The sequence below is a fragment of the Pseudomonas sp. Q1 genome (assembly GCF_009935975.1).
GTDB classification, from domain to species: Bacteria; Pseudomonadota; Gammaproteobacteria; order Pseudomonadales; family Pseudomonadaceae; genus Aquipseudomonas; species Aquipseudomonas palleroniana.
The window spans coordinates 96,461-116,169 of record NZ_QODI01000005.1 but is presented as its reverse complement, the minus strand read 5'-3'; the positions used below and the strand labels follow the sequence as shown (position 1 = coordinate 116,169).

Sequence of the window (19,709 nt, the reverse complement as noted above, 5' to 3'; positions counted from 1 at the left end):
CATGAGCGAAGAAAACACGTACGACTCGACCAGCATCAAAGTGCTGAAAGGTTTGGATGCCGTACGCAAACGTCCCGGTATGTACATCGGCGACACCGATGATGGTAGCGGTCTGCACCACATGGTGTTCGAGGTGGTCGACAACTCCATCGACGAAGCGCTGGCCGGTCACTGCGACGACATCAGCATCATCATCCACCCGGATGAATCCATCACTGTGCGCGACAATGGTCGCGGCATTCCGGTTGATGTGCATAAAGAAGAGGGCGTTTCGGCGGCCGAGGTCATCATGACCGTGCTCCACGCTGGCGGTAAGTTCGACGATAACTCCTATAAAGTGTCTGGCGGCTTGCACGGCGTAGGTGTTTCGGTAGTAAACGCCCTCTCGGAAGAGCTGGTGTTGACCGTTCGCCGCAGCGGCAAAATCTGGGAGCAAACCTACGTGCATGGCGTGCCTCAGGCACCCATGGCGATCGTGGGTGACAGTGAAACCACCGGTACCCAGATTCACTTCAAGGCTTCCAGCGAGACGTTCAAGAATATCCACTTCAGCTGGGATATCCTCGCCAAGCGTATTCGTGAGCTGTCCTTCCTTAACTCCGGTGTGGGTATCGTCCTCAAGGACGAGCGCAGCGGCAAGGAAGAACTGTTCAAGTACGAAGGTGGCCTGCGTGCCTTCGTTGAATACCTGAACACCAACAAGACTGCGGTCAACCAGGTGTTCCACTTCAACATCCAGCGTGAAGACGGCATCGGCGTGGAAATCGCCCTGCAGTGGAACGACAGCTTCAACGAGAACCTGTTGTGCTTCACCAACAACATTCCACAGCGCGATGGCGGTACTCACCTGGTGGGTTTCCGTTCCGCACTGACGCGTAACCTGAACACCTACATCGAGGCCGAGGGCCTGGCGAAGAAGCACAAAGTCGCCACCACCGGTGACGATGCGCGTGAAGGCTTGACCGCGATCATCTCGGTTAAAGTACCGGACCCCAAGTTCAGCTCCCAGACCAAAGACAAACTGGTGTCCTCCGAAGTGAAGACCGCAGTGGAACAGGAGATGGGCAAGTACTTCTCCGACTTCCTGTTGGAAAACCCGAACGAAGCCAAGCTGGTAGTCGGCAAGATGATCGACGCCGCACGTGCCCGTGAAGCAGCACGTAAAGCCCGTGAGATGACCCGCCGCAAAGGCGCGCTGGATATTGCCGGCTTGCCAGGCAAACTCGCGGACTGCCAGGAGAAGGACCCTGCCCTCTCCGAACTGTACCTGGTGGAAGGTGACTCTGCTGGCGGCTCCGCCAAGCAGGGTCGTAACCGTCGTACCCAGGCCATCCTGCCGTTGAAGGGCAAGATCCTCAACGTCGAGAAAGCCCGTTTCGACAAGATGATTTCTTCCCAGGAAGTCGGCACCTTGATCACGGCACTGGGCTGCGGCATCGGTCGTGACGAGTACAACATCGACAAGCTGCGCTACCACAACATCATCATCATGACCGATGCTGACGTCGACGGTTCGCACATCCGTACCCTGCTGCTGACTTTCTTCTTCCGTCAGTTGCCGGAGCTGATCGAGCGCGGCTACATCTACATCGCCCAACCGCCGTTGTACAAAGTGAAAAAGGGCAAGCAAGAGCAATACATCAAAGACGACGACGCCATGGAAGAGTACATGACGCAGTCGGCCCTGGAAGATGCCAGCCTGCACTTGAACGACGAGGCGCCGGGTATCTCCGGTGAGGCACTGGAGCGTCTGGTTAACGACTTCCGCATGGTGATGAAGACCCTCAAGCGTCTGTCGCGCCTGTACCCTCAGGAACTGACCGAGCACTTCATCTACCTGCCGGCGGTCAGCCTGGAGCAGTTGGGTGATCACGCGGCCATGCAGGAATGGTTGGCTCAATACGAAGTGCGCTTGCGTACCGTCGAGAAATCCGGCCTGGTCTACAAAGCCAGCCTGCGTGAAGATCGTGAACGTGGCGTGTGGTTGCCCGAGGTCGAACTGATCTCCCACGGCCTGTCCAACTACGTCACCTTCAACCGCGACTTCTTCGGCAGCAATGACTACAAGACGGTGGTTACCCTGGGCGCTCAACTGAGCACTCTGTTGGACGAAGGCGCTTACATCCAGCGTGGCGAACGCAAGAAGCCCGTCAAGGAATTCAAGGAAGCCCTCGACTGGCTGATGGCTGAAAGCACCAAGCGTCATACCATCCAGCGATACAAAGGTCTGGGCGAGATGAACCCGGATCAGCTGTGGGAAACCACCATGGACCCAAGCCAGCGTCGCATGCTGCGCGTGACCATTGAAGACGCCATTGGCGCAGACCAGATCTTCAACACCCTCATGGGTGATGCGGTCGAGCCTCGCCGTGACTTCATCGAGAGCAATGCCTTGGCGGTGTCCAACTTGGACTTCTGATCAAGCCTACGCGCTAAAGCAAAAGGCCAACGCTATGCGTTGGCCTTTTTTATTGCTGCGGGGATGTATTTTTAAAATGCTCCACGTGGAACATAGCCGGTCTTAGTCCGACGTGGTCGTCGCCACACTTTCCAACCGATACCCATACCCATAGATTGTCAGCAACTGCCAGCCTCGATCCGCCGTCAGCCCCAGCTTGTTACGCAAACGATAGATATGCGTATCCAGCGGGCGGGAGGACACCATTTCCTCATGGGTCCAGAACCGTTCATACAGGTACTCGCGAGACAGCGGCCGCGCCAGGTTGGCGAACAAGCAACTGGCCAATCGATACTCCCTCTCGGTCAGATTGATCGGTTTACCCGCACGGGTAACGGTCAACTCGGCATCGTCAAAGGTCAGGTCATTGAAACTTTGCAGCTCGCTGGTGGCGGGCTTTTGCAAACCATGACGGCGTAGCACCGCACTGACCCGTGCTTTGAGCTCATTGGGGCGGAAGGGTTTGCTGACGTAGTCATCGGCCCCGCTGTTGAGTGCCGTGACGATGTCGCTCTCTGCGTCCCGGCTGGTCAGCATGATGACCGCAGGGGGGACCTCCATGTGTTCTCGGGTCCAGCGCAACAGGGCGATGCCGCTGATATCAGGCAGTTGCCAATCGAGTATCAGCAGATCGAAGGTTTCCCGGCGTAACTGGCGCAAAAGGTCTTCACCGCGCTCAAAGAAATGCAGGGACCACGGCTGTTCCGCAGTGCTGGGGATCTGTCGCAGTGTCTGTTCAACCCGGCGTAGTTCGGCAGGCTCGTCATCCAGTATTGCGACACGCATGGGTGGGTCCTTTCAACTAAAATAGCGGCCGTCGATGGCCTGTTCGACAGCGATTTCGTACAGAGCAAATACCTGGTGTTGAATCTGAATAATTGTGGCCAGACGCAACACCCTGTGGATCAATCGGTACGCTGATAGCAAAGAGCCGTTAACTCATTGAAAATTTTCAGTACCAATGTGGGAAAGATACCGGCTCCTGCTCCTGAGGAAAAGGATCAGCCGACGCATGTGTAACGTGCGTAAAACCTGCGCGTTTTTGTGAGACGCACTATGGAAGCCCCATGTCGATAAGCACCCTGAGTTTTTCTCCCCGCAGCGGGTACGGGACACTCCCCTCGTTCCTGGTCATGGCCATGGTCGCCCTGCCTGTTTGTGCGTCGCCTCGTGCCGCCTACATCGATGATCATTTTGTCTGTCGTGCCCAGCCGCTGCCGGCGGTTGTCCTGCATTTGACAGGGGACGCCTGGAAGCTGGACAGCCAGGGCAAGGCGCACCCTCTGCAAGAAGGCATGACCATCGATGAGCAAGAAGGCGTCAGAACCTCGGAATCGGCGTTCACCAGCCTGTTGTTCGGCGACGGTTCGAGAGTGGTGCTGCCTTCCCATTCGCAGGTGCATTTGCGCTCGGTGCAACCGCTGTCGATTCCCCAGGTCGTTCTTGAACAAGGCCAGGCTGAAGCCTATGTGATCAAGCGGGACAGCGCCTCTGATCGGTTCCAGATCGTGACTCCCGTGGGAGTGCTGGGGGTACGCGGTACGCACTTTCGAGTACGCGATGAAGGTGAGCAATCGGTATTGGAGGTGCTCAACGGTCAGGTCGCGGTCAACCGTGATGTGAAAACAAAGCGGGTCACCGGTCCTGTCGACGGCGAAGTGAAGGTGGATGCGCGTCAGGGACTGTTGTTCACCAGACAGGGTGAACTCAAGCCGGTGGAGCTTCTGCCGGCGCCGGTGTTGGTTGGCCAGGACGGCCAGAAAGGCGACGCGCCGGTGTGGCATTTGTACCTGCGACCATTACCGGGGGCGCAGCGTTATCGTGCGCAAGTTGCCACGGATAGCGCCTTCCTGAACATCAAGCAGCAAAACTTTTCCAGCGAGCCGAAAATGAGCTTCACTGGGCTCAAAGCGTCGTTCTATCACGTGCGTTTGTCGGCCTACGATGAGCACGGCCTGGAGGGAGAAACCGGGGTTTATGACATCTTCTACTACCCACCCGCCACCCAGGCGCAGGCATCCGGTGGCTGACCGATGATGCTCTGGCGCAAGGCCGAGAAACGCCAGCCTACCCATGCCCAGCGTTTATTCCACGGCCTGGTTCGGGAATGGTTGTGGATAGGTCTGCTGCTATTGCCGATCACCGCCTACCTGTCCCTCAGCCCGGGGCTGGCGCTGAACAACCCGTTGTACGACAGCCTTCGCCGCCTGGCCCCTCTGCCGGTGGACCCGCGCATCTTGTTGGTGACGATTGATGATCAGAGCGTCAAAGCGCTGGGCCGATGGCCCTGGCCGCGCAGCCTGCACGCCGACCTGATCGACCGCCTGAGTGACGCACAACCGTCGGCGATCCTGTTCGATGTGATCTTCAGCGAGCCAGGCGTACCCGCCAATGATCGACGCCTGGCGGATGCGATTTGCAACGCAGGTAACGTGGTATTGCCGTTATTGCGTGAAGGCGCCGCCACCTATAGCGAGCCGGACCCGCAACTCTTGCCCCTGCTCAAATGCGCCAAGGGCCTTGGGCATATCAACGTTGAAGCGGATAGCGATGGCGTGGTTCGTAGCCTCTACCTGCGCGAAGGCCCGCCCGGTGCTACCACACCGCAATTGGCGTGGCTGGCCTACACATTAAGCGGCCAACCGTCTGAGATGCCTGGCGAGCCGCTGGCGCAAACCAGCGCGCAGTGGCATCGGGACTACGCTATACGCATCCCGTTCATCGCGGCCCATACCCATTTTCCGAGTGTCTCCTACGCCAGCCTGTTACGGGGTGAAGTTGCCCCTGAACGGCTGCGCAATCGCCTGATCCTGGTGGGGGCCACCGCCTCTGGAATGGGCGATCGTTTTGTCACCCCGCTGTCGTCGATTGCGGGCACCACGGCGGGTGTGGAGATCCAGGCCAACGTCCTCAACGGCTTGCTGCAAGAGCGCAGCATTGTCGAGCTGCCCGGTTGGCTCGCCGCGTTGATAGCGACCTCGTTGGTGGCCGTGTTACTGGGCCTGCTGCTGTATCGGCCCCGGTACGCCTTGTGGATGACGCTGGGGTGCATGGCTGGCGCTCTGCTGGGGGCATGGCTGCTGCTGCGCATGGGGCACTGGTGGCCGCCGGCGGCGTGTCTGATCGGTTTGCTGCTCAGCTACCTGATCTGGAACTGGCGTCGTCTCAGCGTGATCCTCGCTTATTTCGGCTGGGAACTGGCGCGCCTGGATCACGAACCCAAGGTTCTCCCCGAACGTCGTCGCGCCCCCGCAAGCAAAGGGGATATGTTACAGGCGCGGATCTTTGCCTTGGAGCAGGCGGTCAGCCGCACACGTGATACGCGCCGTTTCATGGCCGATGGTCTGGAGTGCCTGCCGGTGGCAACGCTGATTACCGATCCCCAAGGCACCATACTGCTGGCCAATCGCATCGCCCGTGAGGTGTTCGGTAGCGATCTGGTCAGCGCCAATCTGATCGAACAGCTCGCTGATTTGGGTTATCCACCGCTGCACAACGGCGTTCGCCCTGCCCTCTCGGCGTTGGAGCTTGTTGAATTCCGTGACATCCACCAACGCAGCTTGCGCATGGAGCTCGCACCCTTGCTGCCAGCTGAAGGCGACATCGCCCTCGGCTGGCTGCTGAGCCTGACCGACCTGAGCAAGGAGCGCGAGGCCCAGCAACACCGCGAGACGATGTTGCGCTTTTTGTCCCACGACCTGCGTGCGCCGCATTCGGCAATATTGGCCCTGCTGGATGTGCACAACGGCGAGTCACCGGTGTTTGCTCAAATCGAACAACAAGTGAAGCGAGCCTTGAGCCTCACGGAATCCTTTGTGCAATTGGCCAAGGCCGAAGCCGACGGCTATCAGTTCCAGCCCACGCTGTTCGCCATGCTGGTGATGGACGCCTTTGACCAGGTGGCGTTGCTCGCCCAGCTCAAGGGCATCCACCTTGTCCACGACCTGGATGAAGCCGATGAGGCCATGGTGTCGGCAGATCAATCACTGCTCACTCGAGCGTTGTTTAATGTGCTGGAGAACGCCATCAAGTACTCGCCGTCCGGCACCACCGTCAGGTTGAGCCACAGCAGTGGGCAAGGTGTTCTGGAGTGCCGCATCAGCGATCAGGGGCCGGGTATTGCGCCTGAAGACTTACCCGAGCTGTTCAACCAGTACCGGCGCTTTGATTCGGCCCAGGGCAGCGAAGGGTTGGGGTTGGGCCTGACCATGGTCAAAGCCGTGATCGAGCGTCATGGTGGTCGTATCCGGTGTGAAAGCGAGTTGGAAAAAGGCTCTACCTTCATCCTTTCCCTGCCACTCTTGGATGAATAAAAACGTACTTTTACGTTGTGCATAAAAAACCGGTCACAAGGACCGGTTTTTTTGGCTGAAAAAACTTATGCACGTTTTTCGAGATTTTATAAGATCAAGAAATATGTAATAAAATCAGTTCGTTAGGTTTTAAAATCACCAATTCGCCAACAAACCGTACACAGGTTATCCACAGAAGCTCACACCGCCGGTGTTTCGACCACAACCGGCTCCGGAGGCAGCGAACCCATGGCTCGCTGTTGTGCCTCGTTCCACGCGGCAGCGCGATCATTCAGCGCAGCAATGGCACGCGGTCCTTCACCTTCGGCGTACATCGGCTCACCAATCACCACGGTGATGGTGCCCTCGCGTTTTGCCCAACCCGTCTTTGGCCAGAACTTGCCGGCGTTGTGGGCGATTGGCAAAACCGGCAGGTTCGCGTTGACCGCCAGCGCGGTACCACCTCGTGAGAATTTGCCTACGGTGCCGTAGGGCACCCGAGTGCCTTCTGGGAAGATCAACACCCAGACGCCGTCCTTGAGCAATTCGTCGCCTTTTTTGGCCACGTGCTTGAGCGCCGCCTTGGGGTTGTCACGGTCAATGGCGATGGGCCGCAGCATGGCCATGGCCCAGCCGAAGAACGGCACGTACAGTAACTCACGCTTGAGCACCTGGCTCAATGGCGAGAAGTAGGCTGACAGGAAGAACGTCTCCCACGTGCTCTGGTGGTTCGACAGAATCACGCAGGGCTGGTCCGGGACGTTTTCAGCGCCCTTGACCTCGAAACGGATGTTGAGGAATACCCGGGTCAGCCACAACGCGCAGCGGCACCAATAGACGTTGATAAAGCGATAACGCGCCTTGAACGGCAAGAAAGGCGCAATAAAAAAGCTCAGGGTGCACCAGAGAAACGAACTGGTGCCCAGCAGCAGGTAAAAGAAAAAGGTTCTGATGGCCTGCAAGATCGACATGGCGGCATTTACCGTTGCGGGACACGGCCCGCCTGTTAAAAGCGCACTCCCGAACAGTCCTTGGCCAGGAAGTCGAGGGCGGCTAGTTGTTGATAAGTTCTGCGGCAACCGCCGCCAGATCGTCAAAAATCAAAGTGCCTACCGGCAGGTTTTTCGCCTGGGTCTTTTCGCCTTTCCCGGTCTTAACCAAAACTGGCTGAGAGTCGACGGCTTTGGCCGCCTCCAGGTCACCGAGGCTGTCCCCGACGAACCATAGCCCAGCCAAGGGCACCTTGTAATGTTCTGCAATGGTTTTCAACATGCCAGGCTTGGGTTTGCGGCAATCGCAGCCCTCGTCCGGCCCGTGGGGGCAGTACACCACCAGCCCCACCTCACCCCCCTGCTCGGCGACCAACGTGCGCAAGCGCGCATGCATGGCGTCCAGGGTCGCGATGTCGTAGTAGCCACGGGCAATGCCGGACTGGTTGGTGGCGATGGCCACCGTCCAGCCGGCTTTGCTCAACTGCGCGATGGCCTCGATCGAGCCGGGCAGTGGAACCCACTCCTCCACCGACTTGATGTAAGCGTCGGAGTCGTAGTTGATCACCCCGTCCCGATCGAGAATCAGCAGTTTCAACATAGTCAGCTCAGTGTGGAAATATCAGCGATGCCGATGAACAAGCCGCGCAGGCGCGCCAGCATGGCGTAGCGGTTTTTCCGCACGCCGGCCTCTTCGGCATTGACCATCACCGCTTCGAAGAACGCATCCACCGGCTCACGCAAGCTCGCCAGGCGCGCCAACGCTTCGGCGTAGTTACGCTCGGCGATCAGCGGCTTCACCGCGTTCTCCGCCTTGGCGATGGCCGAGTTCAGCGAGAACTCCTTGGCATCGGCAAACAGGCCCGGGTCGACTTCGGCGTTGCCCAAGCCTTCGGCCTTGCTCAGCAGGTTCGATACGCGCTTGTTCACGGCGGCCAGGGCATCGGCCTCCGGCAGCTTGCGGAACGCCTGTACGGCTTGCACGCGTTGGTCGAAGTCCAGCGCCGAACCCGGTTGCAGGGCACGTACCGACAGGTAGACGGAAACATCCACGCCTTCGTCTTCGTAACGCGCACGCAGGCGGTCGAACACAAACTCCAGCACTTGCTCGGCCAGGCCGGCTTGCTTGACCTTGGCACCGAACTGGCCGACCGCGAACACCACGGCCTGGGTCAGGTCGAGGTCCAGCTTCTTGTCGATCAGGATACGCAGCACGCCCAGGGCCGCACGGCGCAGGGCATACGGGTCTTTGCTGCCGGTGGGCAACATGCCGATACCGAAGATACCGACGAGGGTGTCCAGCTTGTCGGCGATGGCCACGGCCGCACCGGTCAGGGTGCTTGGCAGCTCGGCACCGGCACCGCGCGGCATGTACTGCTCGTTCAGTGCCAGGGCCACATCCTCCGGCTCGCCGTCGTTGAGGGCGTAGTAGTAACCGGCGACGCCTTGCATCTCGGGGAACTCGCCAACCATCTCGGTGGCCAGGTCGCACTTGGACAGCAGGCCCGCACGCGCAGCCCGTGCAGCATCACCGCCGATACGTGGCGCAATGTAGGCGGCCAGCTTGGAAACGCGTACGGCCTTGTCGTAGACGCTGCCGAGTTTTTCCTGGAACACCACGTTCTGCAGGCGCAGGTTGAAGTCTTCGAGCTTCTGCTTCTTGTCTTGCTTGAAGAAGAACTCGGCGTCGGTCAGGCGCGGGCGAACGACTTTTTCGTTACCGGCGATGATCTGCTGCGGGTCCTTGCTCTCGATGTTGGCCACGGTGATGAAGCGCGGCAGCAACTTGCCGTCCACGTCCAGCAGGCAGAAGTACTTCTGGTTGTCCTGCATGGTGGTGATCAGCGCTTCTTGCGGCACCTCGAGGAAACGTTCCTCGAACGAGCACACCAGCGGCACCGGCCATTCAACCAGGGCGGTCACTTCATCGAGCAGGCTTGGCGGCACGATGGCGGTGCCTTCCTGCAGGCGAGCCAGCTCTTCGGTGCGTTTGCTGATCAGCTCGCGACGCTCGTTGGCATCGGCCAGCACGTAGGCGGCACGCAGGTCGTTGAGGTAGTTGGCCGGCGACGTAATGCGCACGGCTTCTGGATGGTGGAAGCGGTGACCACGGGAGTCGCGGCCCGCTTTCTGGGCGAGGATGGTGCAGTCGATGACCTGGTCACCGAGCAGCATGACCAGCCACTGGGTCGGGCGTACGAATTCTTCTTTGCGCGCACCCCAGCGCATGCGCTTGGGGATCGGCAGGTCGTTCAGCGAATCTTCGACGATGGTCGGCAGCAGGCTTGCGGTCGGCTTGCCGGTGATGACTTGGCTGAAGCGCAGTTTCGGGCCGCTCTGGTCGATATCGCTCAGCTCCACGCCACACTTCTTGGCAAAACCAAGGGCGGCCTGGGTCGGGTTGCCTTCGGCGTCGAAAGCGGCCTGGCGCGGTGGGCCGTCAAGGTTGATGCTGCGGTCCGGCTGCTGGGTTTCCAGGGCGGTCAGCAACACGGCCAGGCGGCGTGGCGCGGCGTAGACTTTCTTCGCTTCGAACTTCAGGCCGGCGGTTTGCAGGCCTTTTTCGATACCGGCCAGGAAGGCGTCGGCCAGGGTATTGAGTGCCTTGGGTGGCAGCTCTTCGGTGCCCAGTTCAACCAGGAAATCTTGAGCACTCATTGTGCAGCCTCCAGCTTAGCCAACACTTCATCACGCAAATCCGGGGTTGCCATCGGGAAGCCCAGCTTGGCGCGTGCCAGCAGGTAGGCTTGGGCGACGGAACGCGCCAGGGTGCGGACACGCAGGATGTATTGCTGACGCGCGGTTACCGAGATGGCACGGCGGGCGTCGAGCAGGTTGAAGGTATGGGAGGCCTTCAACACCATTTCATAGCTTGGCAACGGCAGCGGCTGGTCGAGTTCGATCAGGCGCTTGGCTTCGCTTTCATAGAAGTCGAACAGTTCGAACAGCTTGTCGACGTTGGCGTGTTCGAAGTTGTAGGTGGACTGCTCCACCTCGTTCTGATGGAACACATCGCCGTAGGTCACTTTGCCGAACGGGCCGTCTGCCCACACCAGGTCGTAGACCGAGTCCACGCCCTGCAGGTACATGGCCAGGCGCTCAAGGCCGTAGGTGATTTCGCCGGTCACCGGGTAGCACTCGATGCCGCCCGCTTGCTGGAAGTAGGTGAACTGCGTCACTTCCATGCCGTTGAGCCACACTTCCCAGCCCAGGCCCCAGGCGCCCAGGGTCGGCGACTCCCAGTTGTCTTCGACGAAACGGATATCGTGGACCAGAGGGTCCAGGCCGACATGTTTCAACGAGCCCAGGTACAGCTCCTGGAAATTGTCCGGGTTCGGCTTCAAGACCACCTGGAACTGGTAGTAGTGCTGCAGGCGGTTGGGGTTTTCGCCGTAGCGGCCGTCAGTCGGGCGACGACTGGGCTGCACATAAGCGGCGTTCCAGGTTTCCGGGCCGATGGCCCGCAGGAATGTGGCGGTGTGGAAAGTGCCGGCGCCTACTTCCATATCGTAGGGCTGAAGTACCACACAACCTTGCTCGGCCCAGTATTGCTGGAGGGCGAGGATCAAGTCTTGGAAGGTACGCACGGCTGGCGTAGGCTGGCTCACGAAATTCACCTGTTACTTGGGCTGCGATTTAAAGAGCGGGAGTATACCCGATTCGGCCCTGCTACCACCCCCTGGAGCCTTATGCCACGCTGCTTTTGGTGTTCTGAAGATCCGCTGTACATGGCATATCACGATCAGGAGTGGGGAACGCCGCTGCGCGATGCGCAGGGTTTGTTCGAGTTGCTTTTGCTCGAAGGGTTCCAGGCGGGCCTGTCCTGGATCACTGTTTTACGCAAACGCGAGCATTATCGGAAGGTGTTGTTCGGTTTCGATGCGCAACGATTGGCGAAACTGACCGATGCTGAAATAGAAGCCTTGATGCTCGATCCGGGTATCGTGCGCAATCGCTTGAAGCTCAACGCCACCCGGCGCAATGCCGCTGCCTGGCTGGCCCTGGAAGACCCGGTGGGGTGGCTCTGGTCCTTCGTTGGCGGCGTGCCCAAGGTCAATCACTTCAAGGACCGCAGCGAAGTCCCGGCAATTACCCCCGAGGCCGAAGCCATGAGCAAGGCCCTGAAAAAGGCCGGGTTCACCTTCGTCGGGCCGACCATCTGCTATGCGTTCATGCAGGCCAGCGGCATGGTCATGGACCATACCCAGGACTGTGACCGTTACGCGCAGTTGGCCAACGCCGGTTAGAATGCCCGCTTTGCGCACCACACACGATCAGGAGTGACCTGTGGAAAAGTTTAAAGGCGCCTTGCTGGTAGGCGCTCTCCGGTTGTTTGCCCTGCTGCCTTGGCGCGCCGTTCAAGCCGTCGGCACGGCGATTGGCTGGATCATGTGGAAAACCCCCAACCGCTCTCGCGACACGGTGCGGATCAACCTCTCCAAGTGCTTCCCGGACATGGACCCGGCCGCTCGCGAGCGGCTGGTCGGCCAGAGCCTGATGGATATCGGCAAGTCCCTGACCGAAAGCGCCTGTGCCTGGATCTGGCCGGCCCAGCGCTCCATCGACCTGGTGCGCGAAGTCGAAGGCCTGGAAGTGCTGCACCAAGCCCTGGCGTCGGGCAAAGGCGTGGTGGGCATCACCAGCCACCTGGGCAACTGGGAAGTGCTCAATCACTTCTATTGCAACCAATGCAAACCGATCATTTTCTACCGCCCGCCGAAGCTCAAGGCGGTGGATGAACTCCTGCAAAAACAGCGGGTGCAACTGGGTAACCGTGTGGCGGCGTCGACCAAGGAAGGCATTCTCAGCGTGATCAAGGAAGTGCGCAAAGGCGGTCAGGTCGGCATCCCCGCCGACCCGGAGCCGGCCGAATCGGCAGGGATCTTCGTGCCGTTCTTCGCCACCCAGGCGCTGACCAGCAAGTTTGTGCCGAACATGCTCGCAGGCCACAAAGCCGTAGGTGTCTTCCTGCATGCGCTGCGGCTGCCGGATGGTTCAGGCTACAAAGTGATCCTGGAAGCGGCGCCGGAAGACATGTACAGCACCGACACCGCCACGTCCTGCGCGGCCATGAGCAAGGTGGTGGAGCGTTACGTCGGCGCGTACCCGAGCCAGTACATGTGGAGCATGAAGCGCTTCAAGAAGCGCCCGCCGGGCGAGGCGCGGTGGTACTAGGCCCCACTGGCTCAATACTCAGACAAAACCCAATGTGGGAGAGGGCTTGCTCCCGATAGCGGTGGTTCAGCTAAGGAATTCTTGGCTGACACACTGCTATCGGGAGCAAGCCCCCTCCCACATTTCATTCCGGTCAGGGCTGACGGTCGAGTTTCTTCAGGAACACCGTCATCTCTTTCTCGGCCTGCTTGTCGCCATGGGTCTGGGCCGCTTCGATCCCTTTCTCCCACGCCAGCCGCGCCGCAGCGATATCACCCAATCCCGCCTGCGCCTTGCCCAGCAACTTCCACGCCGCCGAATACTTCGGGTCAAACTCGACGCACTTGCGTAAATGTTCGGCTGCCTTGGCGTTGTCCTTCAGGTCCAGGTAACCCTTGCCCAAGCCAAAGCGCAGCAGGGAATTATCGACACCCTTGGCGAGCATTTTCTCCAGGGATTCGAGCATGCCGGTGTACTCCTTTTGCGTCAGAAGAAGCTCAGCCCCACGTGGAACAACTTCTCCACATCGCGGATATGCTTTTTATCCACCAGGAACAAAATCACATGGTCGCCCGTGGCGATCACCGTGTCGTCATGGGCGATGATCACTTCTTCATCACGAATGATCGCGCCGATGGTGGTGCCCGGCGGCAGGCCGATATCGCGGATGGCCTTGCCGATCACCTTGCTCGATTTCGCATCACCGTGGGCGATCGCCTCGATGGCCTCTGCCGCGCCCCGGCGCAGGGAGTGCACGCTGACGATATCGCCACGGCGCACGTGGGCGAGCAAGGTGCCAATGGTGGCCAGCTGCGGGCTGATGGCGATGTCTATATCGCCCCCTTGAATCAGGTCGACATAGGCCGGGTTGTTGATGATGGTCATCACCTTCTTCGCGCCCAGTCGCTTGGCCAGCAGGGAAGACATGATGTTGGCTTCGTCATCGTTGGTCAGGGCCAGGAAGATATCCGCGTCGGCAATGTTTTCTTCCATCAGCAGGTCGCGGTCCGAGGCACTGCCTTGCAGCACCACGGTACTGTCGAGCGTGTCGGACAAATACCGGCAACGTGTCGGGCTCATCTCGATGATCTTCACTTGGTAGCGGCTTTCAATCGCCTCCGCCAAGCGTTCGCCAATCTGCCCACCCCCTGCGATCACGATGCGTTTGTAGCTCTCGTCGAGCCGGCGCATTTCGCTCATCACTGCGCGAATATTCGCCTTGGCTGCGATGAAAAATACCTCGTCGTCAGCCTCGATCACCGTATCGCCCTGGGGCAGGATCGGCCGGTCGCGTCGGAAAATAGCCGCTACGCGGGTTTCCACATTCGGCATGTGTTCGCGCAACTGGCGCAGTTGCTGGCCGACCAGCGGGCCACCGTAGTAAGCCTTCACCGCCACCAATTGTGCCTTGCCTTCGGCGAAGTCGATCACCTGCAAGGCGCCGGGTATCTCGATCAGGCGCTTGATGTAGTGGGTGACCACCTGTTCCGGGCTGATCAGCACGTCCACCGGAATCGCGTCGTTGTCGAACAGCCCCGCACGGGTCAGGTAGGCCGCTTCACGCACGCGGGCGATCTTGGTCGGGGTGTGGAACAGGGTGTGGGCGACTTGGCAGGCAACCATGTTGGTTTCGTCACTGTTGGTCACGGCCACCAGCATATCGGCATCGTCGGCGCCGGCCTGGCGCAGTACCGTCGGGAATGACGCGCGGCCTTGCACAGTGCGGATGTCCAGGCGGTCGCCGAGGTTGCGCAGGCGTTCGCTGTCGGTGTCGACCACCGTGATGTCGTTGGCTTCGCTGGCCAAATGTTCGGCCAGCGTACCGCCAACCTGCCCTGCCCCAAGGATGATGATTTTCATCCGGTCACTCCCTTAAAACCATTCAGCCGCGTGCGGCGGCGATTTTGATCAGTTTGGCGTAGTAGAAGCCATCGTGGCCGCCTTCCTGTGCGAGCAGTTGGCGGCCGTGGGGCTGCTTGATCCCGGCGGCCGTGGCGAGGTCCAGTTCGCGCGCGCCGCTGGTGCGGGCGAGGAAGGCCTGGATCACCTCGGTGTTCTCGGTGGGCAAGGTAGAGCAGGTGGCGTAGAGCAGGATGCCGCCGACTTCCAGGGTCGGCCACAAGGCGTCGAGCAGTTCGCCTTGCAGCACAGCCAGGGCCTCGATGTCGTCGGGCTGGCGGGTCAGCTTGATGTCCGGATGACGGCGGATGACGCCGGTGGCAGAACACGGCGCGTCCAGCAGGATACGTTGGAAAGGTTTGCCGTCCCACCAACTGGCGGTGTCGCGGCCGTCGGCAGCGATCAGGTCGGCGTTGAGGCCCAGGCGTGCGAGGTTTTCACGCACACGTACCAGGCGCTTGGCTTCCAGGTCGACCGCGACCACACCCGCCAGGTCCTTTTCGACTTCCAGGATGTGGCAGGTCTTGCCGCCCGGTGCGCAGCAAGCGTCGAGCACGCGTTGGCCGGGGGCCAGGTCGAGCAGGTCGGCGGCCAGTTGTGCGGCTTCGTCCTGCACGCTGATCCAGCCTTCGGCAAAGCCCGGCAGGCTGCGTACGTCGGTGGCGGCTTCCAGCACGATACCGTCGACGCTGTACACGCACGGTGTGGCGTTGATGCCGGCCGTGGTCAGCAATTGCAGGTAGGCATCACGGCTGTGATGACGGCGGTTGACCCGCAGGATCATCGGCGGGTGCGCATTGTTGGCGGCGCAAATGGCTTCCCATTGCTGCGGCCAGAAGGCTTTCAGGGCTTTTTGCAGCCAGCGGGGGTGAGCAGTGCGCACCACCGGGTCGTGCTCCAGCTCGGCCAGCAGCGCTTCGCTCTCGCGCTGGGCGCGGCGCAGCACGGCGTTGAGCAGGGCCTTGGCCCAGGGCTTTTTCAGCTTGTCGGCGCAACCGACGGTTTCACCGATGGCGGCATGGGCCGGCACGCGGGTATAGAGCAACTGATAGAGGCCGACCAGCAGCAGCGCCTCCACATCCGCATCGGCGGCCTTGAACGGCTTTTGCAGTAGCTTGGCCGCCAGTGCCGACAAGCGCGGCTGCCAGCGGGCGGTGCCAAATGCCAGGTCTTGGGTGAAACCGCGATCGCGGTCCTCAACCTTGTCCAACTGAGTGGGCAGCGAACTGTTCAACGAAGCCTTGCCGTTGAGAACGGCGGCGAGGGCCTTGGCGGCGGCCAGACGCGGGTTCATTGGGCGACCGTCCCGAGAACCGTGCCGAGGGCAAATTTCTCACGACGGCTGTTGAACAAGTCGCTGAAATTCAGTGCTTTGCCGCCAGGCAATTGCAGACGGGTCAGGCACAGTGCCTGTTCACCGCAGGCCACCACCAGGCCGTCTTTGCTGGCCCCGATGATTTCGCCGGGAGCGCCTTTGCCATCGGCCAAGGTCGCGGCCAATACTTTCAAGGCCTCGCCATTGAGCGTGCTGTGGCAGATCGGCCACGGGTTGAAGGCGCGCACCAGGCGCTCCAGTTCCACGGCCGGGCGCCTCCAGTCGATACGCGCTTCGTCTTTATTCAGTTTATGGGCGTAGGTGGCCAGGCTGTCATCCTGTACGTCGCCTGGCAGTGTGCCGGCTGCGAGGCCGGCGATGGCCTGGATCACCGCCGGCGGGCCCAGCTCGGCGAGACGGTCGTGCAGGCTGCCGCCCGTGTCTTCGCCCGTGATCGGGGTGGTGACCTTGAGCAGCATCGGGCCGGTATCCAGGCCCGCCTCCATGCGCATCACGGTCACCCCGCTTTCGCGGTCACCCGCCTCAACCGCCCGCTGGATGGGGGCTGCGCCGCGCCAGCGTGGCAGCAACGAGGCGTGACTGTTGATGCAACCCAGGCGGGGGATGTCCAGCACCGCTTGTGGAAGGATCAAGCCATAGGCCACGACCACCAACAGGTCCGGCTGCAGTGCGGCCAACTCGGCCTGAGCCTCGGCATTACGCAGGCTGGGTGGTTGCAGCACAGGGATGTTGTGTTCCAGCGCCAACTGCTTGACCGGGCTTGGCATCAGTTTTTGCCCGCGCCCGGCCGGACGATCCGGCTGGGTATACACCGCGACGATGTCATAAGGGCTGGCAAGCAGCGCCTTGAGGTGTTCGGCTGCGAATTCGGGAGTGCCGGCAAAAACAATGCGCAGTGGCTCGGTCATGGGAGTTCTCGGTTAAAAGCAGTCACAAAAGAAAAAGGCTTGCCGCAGCAAGCCTTTGGAAGACGGGCATCAAGCTTGCTGGCGATGCTTTTTTTCCAGCTTCTTCTTGATTCGGTCGCGCTTGAGCGTGGACAGGTAATCGACAAACAGCTTGCCGTTGAGGTGGTCGCACTCATGCTGGATGCATACCGCCAGCAGGCCATCGGCGATCAACTCGTAGGGCTTGCCATCACGGTCCAGGGCCTTGATCTTCACGCGTAGCGGGCGTTCGACGTTTTCGTAGAACTCCGGTACCGACAGGCAACCTTCCTGGTATTCGCCCATCTCTTCGGTCAGGGGTTCGAACTCGGGGTTGATGAACACCCGGGGTTCGCTGCGATCTTCCGACAGGTCCATGACCACGACGCGCTGATGCACGTTGACCTGGGTGGCGGCGAGGCCGATGCCCGGGGCTTCATACATTGTTTCAAACATGTCATCGACCAACTGACGAACCTTGTCGTCCACTACGGCCACCGGTTTGGCGATCGTGCGCAGGCGCGAGTCGGGGAATTCGAGGATGTTCAAAATAGCCATAAGCGTAATTGCTGCACATGTGAGGTAGAGGCAAATCGGCGTTGGGATGGACCCAGACAGCCGGTGTGAAACGCTCAAAAGCCGCACAGGCCATGGCATTTCACGCGAACGCACATAATAAAGGAGATTGACCCCATGAGGAAATCGCTACTCGTCTTGCTGCTGTGGGCCCCGTTCGCCACGGCCCTGCTGCCCCAGCCTGTACAGCGCCTGGATCAACCGACGCAACAGGCTATCCAGCGCTTCTTATTGCATAACCGCATTCTCGATACGCCCCAGGATCTGGACCGGGCGCCCTACATTGTTGCGGCTGAGGCGGGGCGGGTGTTGGGCGCCCATGGCGAGCGTGTGCATGCCCGCGGTGCTCTCGACCCGTCCCAGGCCAGCTATGGGATTTTCCGGCGCGGTAAAACCTACACCGACCCGCACACTCAAGAACTGCTGGGCATCAATGCCGACGACATCGGCACCGCACGTTTTGTGACGGCCGGTGATCTCACCACCCTGGCCGTGCAGCGCGTGACCCAGGAAGTCCGCCCAGGCGACCGTCTGCTACGCGCTGAGCACCCCGTCGCGCCGGCAGGGCTGGACGCTGGGGTATCCGCGCCTTTTATCGAAGGGCAAATCATTGATATCCCCAAGGGCGTCACTCAGATTGGCGTGCTGGACGCCGTCACCCTGAATAAAGGCCGGCGCGACGGCATGGTCGAAGGCCAATTGCTCACGGTGATCAAGAGCGGTTCCACTGTCCGCGACATCCTCACCGGCGCCCCGACGCCACTTCCTGACGAGCGTGCTGGCACCCTGCTGGTGTTTCGTACCTTTGAAAAACTCAGTTACGGCCTGGTACTGAGTGCCTCGCGCTCACTGGCGGTGATGGACCGTTTCGTGACGGCCAATTCAACGCAATAAATAGCCTGCTAAATAAGTTACCAACAGAGTTATCCACAGCTTGTTCCGGTCAAGGATGATCAGATGTATCCGATAAACAGTGATGAAATTTCGCCTGCCGAACTGGAAGCCCGACTACGCTTGCACAGGCTGCCGGAACTGGGCCCCAAGCGTTTTCGCATTTTGATCGAAGCGTTCGGCGGCGCTTCAAAGGCCATCAGCGCGCCCGCCAGTGCCTGGCGTTCCCTCGGGTTGCCGGCCATCAGTGCCGAGGCTCGACGCAGCCCTGAAATCCGTGATGGCGCGAGTGCTGCCTTGGCCTGGCTAGCCCGCCCGGCCCAGCATTTACTGATGTGGGACCAGCCTGAGTATCCCGCGCTACTCGCCCAGATCGACGATGCCCCCCCGTTGCTGTTCGTTGCCGGTGACCCTGCAATCCTGGAAAAACCCCAGTTGGCGATGGTCGGCAGCCGTCGCGCTTCCCGTCCCGGCATGGACACGGCCGCCGCGTTTTCGCGCAGCCTGGCGAGTGCGGGCTTTGTTATCACCAGCGGCTTGGCGCTGGGCATAGACGGCGCGGCGCATCAGGCGGCATTGGAGGTGGGTGGCCAGACCATCGGCGTGCTGGGCACGGGCCTGGAAAATTTTTATCCACAGCGCCATCGAAAGCTCGCGGCGGCAATGATTGACCAAGGCAGTGCCGTAATTTCCGAGTTTCCGCTGGATGCGGCGCCGCAAGCGGGTAATTTTCCCCGGCGCAACCGGATCATCAGCGGCTTGTCGCTGGGCGTGTTGGTGGTTGAAGCCAGCATGGCCAGCGGCTCGCTCATTACCGCACGGCTGGCGGCCGAGCAAGGACGCGAGGTGTATGCGATCCCCGGCTCCATTCATCATCCGGGTGCCAAGGGGTGTCACCAGTTGATCCGCGATGGCGCGGTGTTGGTCGAAACCATCGAGCATATTCTGGAAGGTTTGCGCGGTTGGCAGGCCCTGTCCCGTCCTGCCCCCATGCCGGTCACCCATCCGCTGGTGGCGTTGCTGCATGCCGCGCCTCATACCAGCGAAGGCTTGGCGATTGCCAGCGGGCGGCCGTTATCCCAAGTGCTGGCGACGCTGACGGAGTTGGAGCTCGAAGGCCAAGTGATCTGCGAGAGTGGCCGCTGGCTCGCGCGCCCCTAGGTTTTGTAACGAAGATCGGTAAACTGC

General features: G+C 60.5%; 17 protein-coding genes. 7 read left to right on the top strand and 10 right to left on the bottom strand.

Annotated elements, in window-relative coordinates:
- Nucleotide 1 precedes the first annotated feature (1 nt).
- Entirely contained in the window at nucleotides 2–2,419 is a 2,418-nt protein-coding gene (gene gyrB / locus DK870_RS09665) for a DNA topoisomerase (ATP-hydrolyzing) subunit B (protein ID WP_060756560.1), read from the top strand.
- 102 nt (nucleotides 2,420–2,521) lie between these two features.
- Here gyrB and DK870_RS09660 read toward each other — a convergent pair whose 3' ends face one another.
- Nucleotides 2,522–3,244, bottom strand: a complete 723-nt coding sequence (locus tag DK870_RS09660; RefSeq protein WP_060756559.1) for a response regulator transcription factor — start codon at nucleotides 3,242–3,244, stop codon at nucleotides 2,522–2,524.
- 281 nt (nucleotides 3,245–3,525) lie between these two features.
- Here DK870_RS09660 and DK870_RS09655 point away from each other — a divergent pair, with 281 nt between their 5' ends.
- Entirely contained in the window at nucleotides 3,526–4,488 is a 963-nt protein-coding gene (locus DK870_RS09655) for a FecR domain-containing protein (RefSeq protein ID WP_161548525.1), read from the top strand.
- 3 nt (nucleotides 4,489–4,491) lie between these two features.
- Nucleotides 4,492–6,771 (top strand): CHASE2 domain-containing protein, encoded by a 2,280-nt coding sequence (locus DK870_RS09650; RefSeq protein ID WP_161548524.1) that lies wholly within the window; start codon nucleotides 4,492–4,494, stop codon nucleotides 6,769–6,771.
- Between the two features lie 179 nt (nucleotides 6,772–6,950).
- Here the strand turns inward: DK870_RS09650 and DK870_RS09645 are convergent, their stop codons facing one another.
- From DK870_RS09645 to glyQ, 4 genes are all read right to left on the bottom strand, one after another.
- A complete protein-coding gene (locus DK870_RS09645) occupies nucleotides 6,951–7,721 on the bottom strand; it encodes a 1-acyl-sn-glycerol-3-phosphate acyltransferase (RefSeq protein ID WP_060756556.1) in 771 nt (256 codons plus the stop codon).
- Nucleotides 7,722–7,803: 82 nt separating this feature from the next.
- On the bottom strand, nucleotides 7,804–8,340 hold the full coding sequence (gene gmhB / locus DK870_RS09640) for a D-glycero-beta-D-manno-heptose 1,7-bisphosphate 7-phosphatase (RefSeq protein WP_161548523.1): 537 nt from the start codon (nucleotides 8,338–8,340) through the stop codon (nucleotides 7,804–7,806).
- 2 nt (nucleotides 8,341–8,342) lie between these two features.
- A complete protein-coding gene (gene glyS / locus DK870_RS09635; RefSeq protein WP_104995083.1) occupies nucleotides 8,343–10,397 on the bottom strand; it encodes a glycine--tRNA ligase subunit beta in 2,055 nt (684 codons plus the stop codon).
- A complete protein-coding gene (gene glyQ, locus DK870_RS09630) occupies nucleotides 10,394–11,347 on the bottom strand; it encodes a glycine--tRNA ligase subunit alpha (RefSeq protein WP_003187265.1) in 954 nt (317 codons plus the stop codon). The genes glyS and glyQ overlap by 4 nt, the downstream gene beginning before the upstream one ends.
- An 81-nt stretch (nucleotides 11,348–11,428) precedes the next feature.
- On the opposite strand from glyQ, the gene DK870_RS09625 reads away from it, so the two are divergent.
- Both DK870_RS09625 and DK870_RS09620 read left to right on the top strand, forming a co-directional pair.
- Nucleotides 11,429–11,986, top strand: a complete 558-nt coding sequence (locus DK870_RS09625) for a DNA-3-methyladenine glycosylase I (protein WP_161548522.1) — start codon at nucleotides 11,429–11,431, stop codon at nucleotides 11,984–11,986.
- 40 nt (nucleotides 11,987–12,026) lie between these two features.
- Nucleotides 12,027–12,914 carry a lysophospholipid acyltransferase gene (locus tag DK870_RS09620; protein WP_060756553.1) on the top strand — a complete coding sequence of 296 codons (888 nt, stop codon included), beginning with the start codon at nucleotides 12,027–12,029 and terminating at the stop codon, nucleotides 12,912–12,914.
- A 133-nt stretch (nucleotides 12,915–13,047) separates the two neighbouring features.
- Here DK870_RS09620 and DK870_RS09615 read toward each other — a convergent pair whose 3' ends face one another.
- From DK870_RS09615 to def, 5 genes are all read right to left on the bottom strand, one after another.
- Nucleotides 13,048–13,359, bottom strand: coding sequence for a hypothetical protein (locus DK870_RS09615; protein ID WP_104995085.1), 312 nt, complete (start codon nucleotides 13,357–13,359; stop codon nucleotides 13,048–13,050).
- Between the two features lie 20 nt (nucleotides 13,360–13,379).
- Nucleotides 13,380–14,753, bottom strand: coding sequence for a Trk system potassium transporter TrkA (trkA, locus tag DK870_RS09610; protein ID WP_060756551.1), 1,374 nt, complete (start codon nucleotides 14,751–14,753; stop codon nucleotides 13,380–13,382).
- 22 nt (nucleotides 14,754–14,775) lie between these two features.
- Nucleotides 14,776–16,086, bottom strand: coding sequence for a 16S rRNA (cytosine(967)-C(5))-methyltransferase RsmB (gene rsmB, locus DK870_RS09605; RefSeq protein WP_060756550.1), 1,311 nt, complete (start codon nucleotides 16,084–16,086; stop codon nucleotides 14,776–14,778).
- Nucleotides 16,083–17,036 (bottom strand): methionyl-tRNA formyltransferase, encoded by a 954-nt coding sequence (gene fmt, locus DK870_RS09600; RefSeq protein WP_161548521.1) that lies wholly within the window; start codon nucleotides 17,034–17,036, stop codon nucleotides 16,083–16,085. The genes rsmB and fmt overlap by 4 nt, the downstream gene beginning before the upstream one ends.
- 69 nt (nucleotides 17,037–17,105) lie before the next feature.
- Complete coding sequence (gene def, locus DK870_RS09595) at nucleotides 17,106–17,612, bottom strand: peptide deformylase (protein WP_016970668.1); 507 nt, start codon at nucleotides 17,610–17,612, stop codon at nucleotides 17,106–17,108.
- Nucleotides 17,613–17,747: 135 nt separating this feature from the next.
- Here def and DK870_RS09590 point away from each other — a divergent pair, with 135 nt between their 5' ends.
- Nucleotides 17,748–18,524, top strand: coding sequence for a peptidoglycan-binding protein (locus DK870_RS09590; RefSeq protein ID WP_161548520.1), 777 nt, complete (start codon nucleotides 17,748–17,750; stop codon nucleotides 18,522–18,524).
- 63 nt (nucleotides 18,525–18,587) lie between these two features.
- Nucleotides 18,588–19,682 carry a DNA-processing protein DprA gene (gene dprA, locus DK870_RS09585; protein WP_104995089.1) on the top strand — a complete coding sequence of 365 codons (1,095 nt, stop codon included), beginning with the start codon at nucleotides 18,588–18,590 and terminating at the stop codon, nucleotides 19,680–19,682.
- Nucleotides 19,683–19,709: the final 27 nt, after the last annotated feature.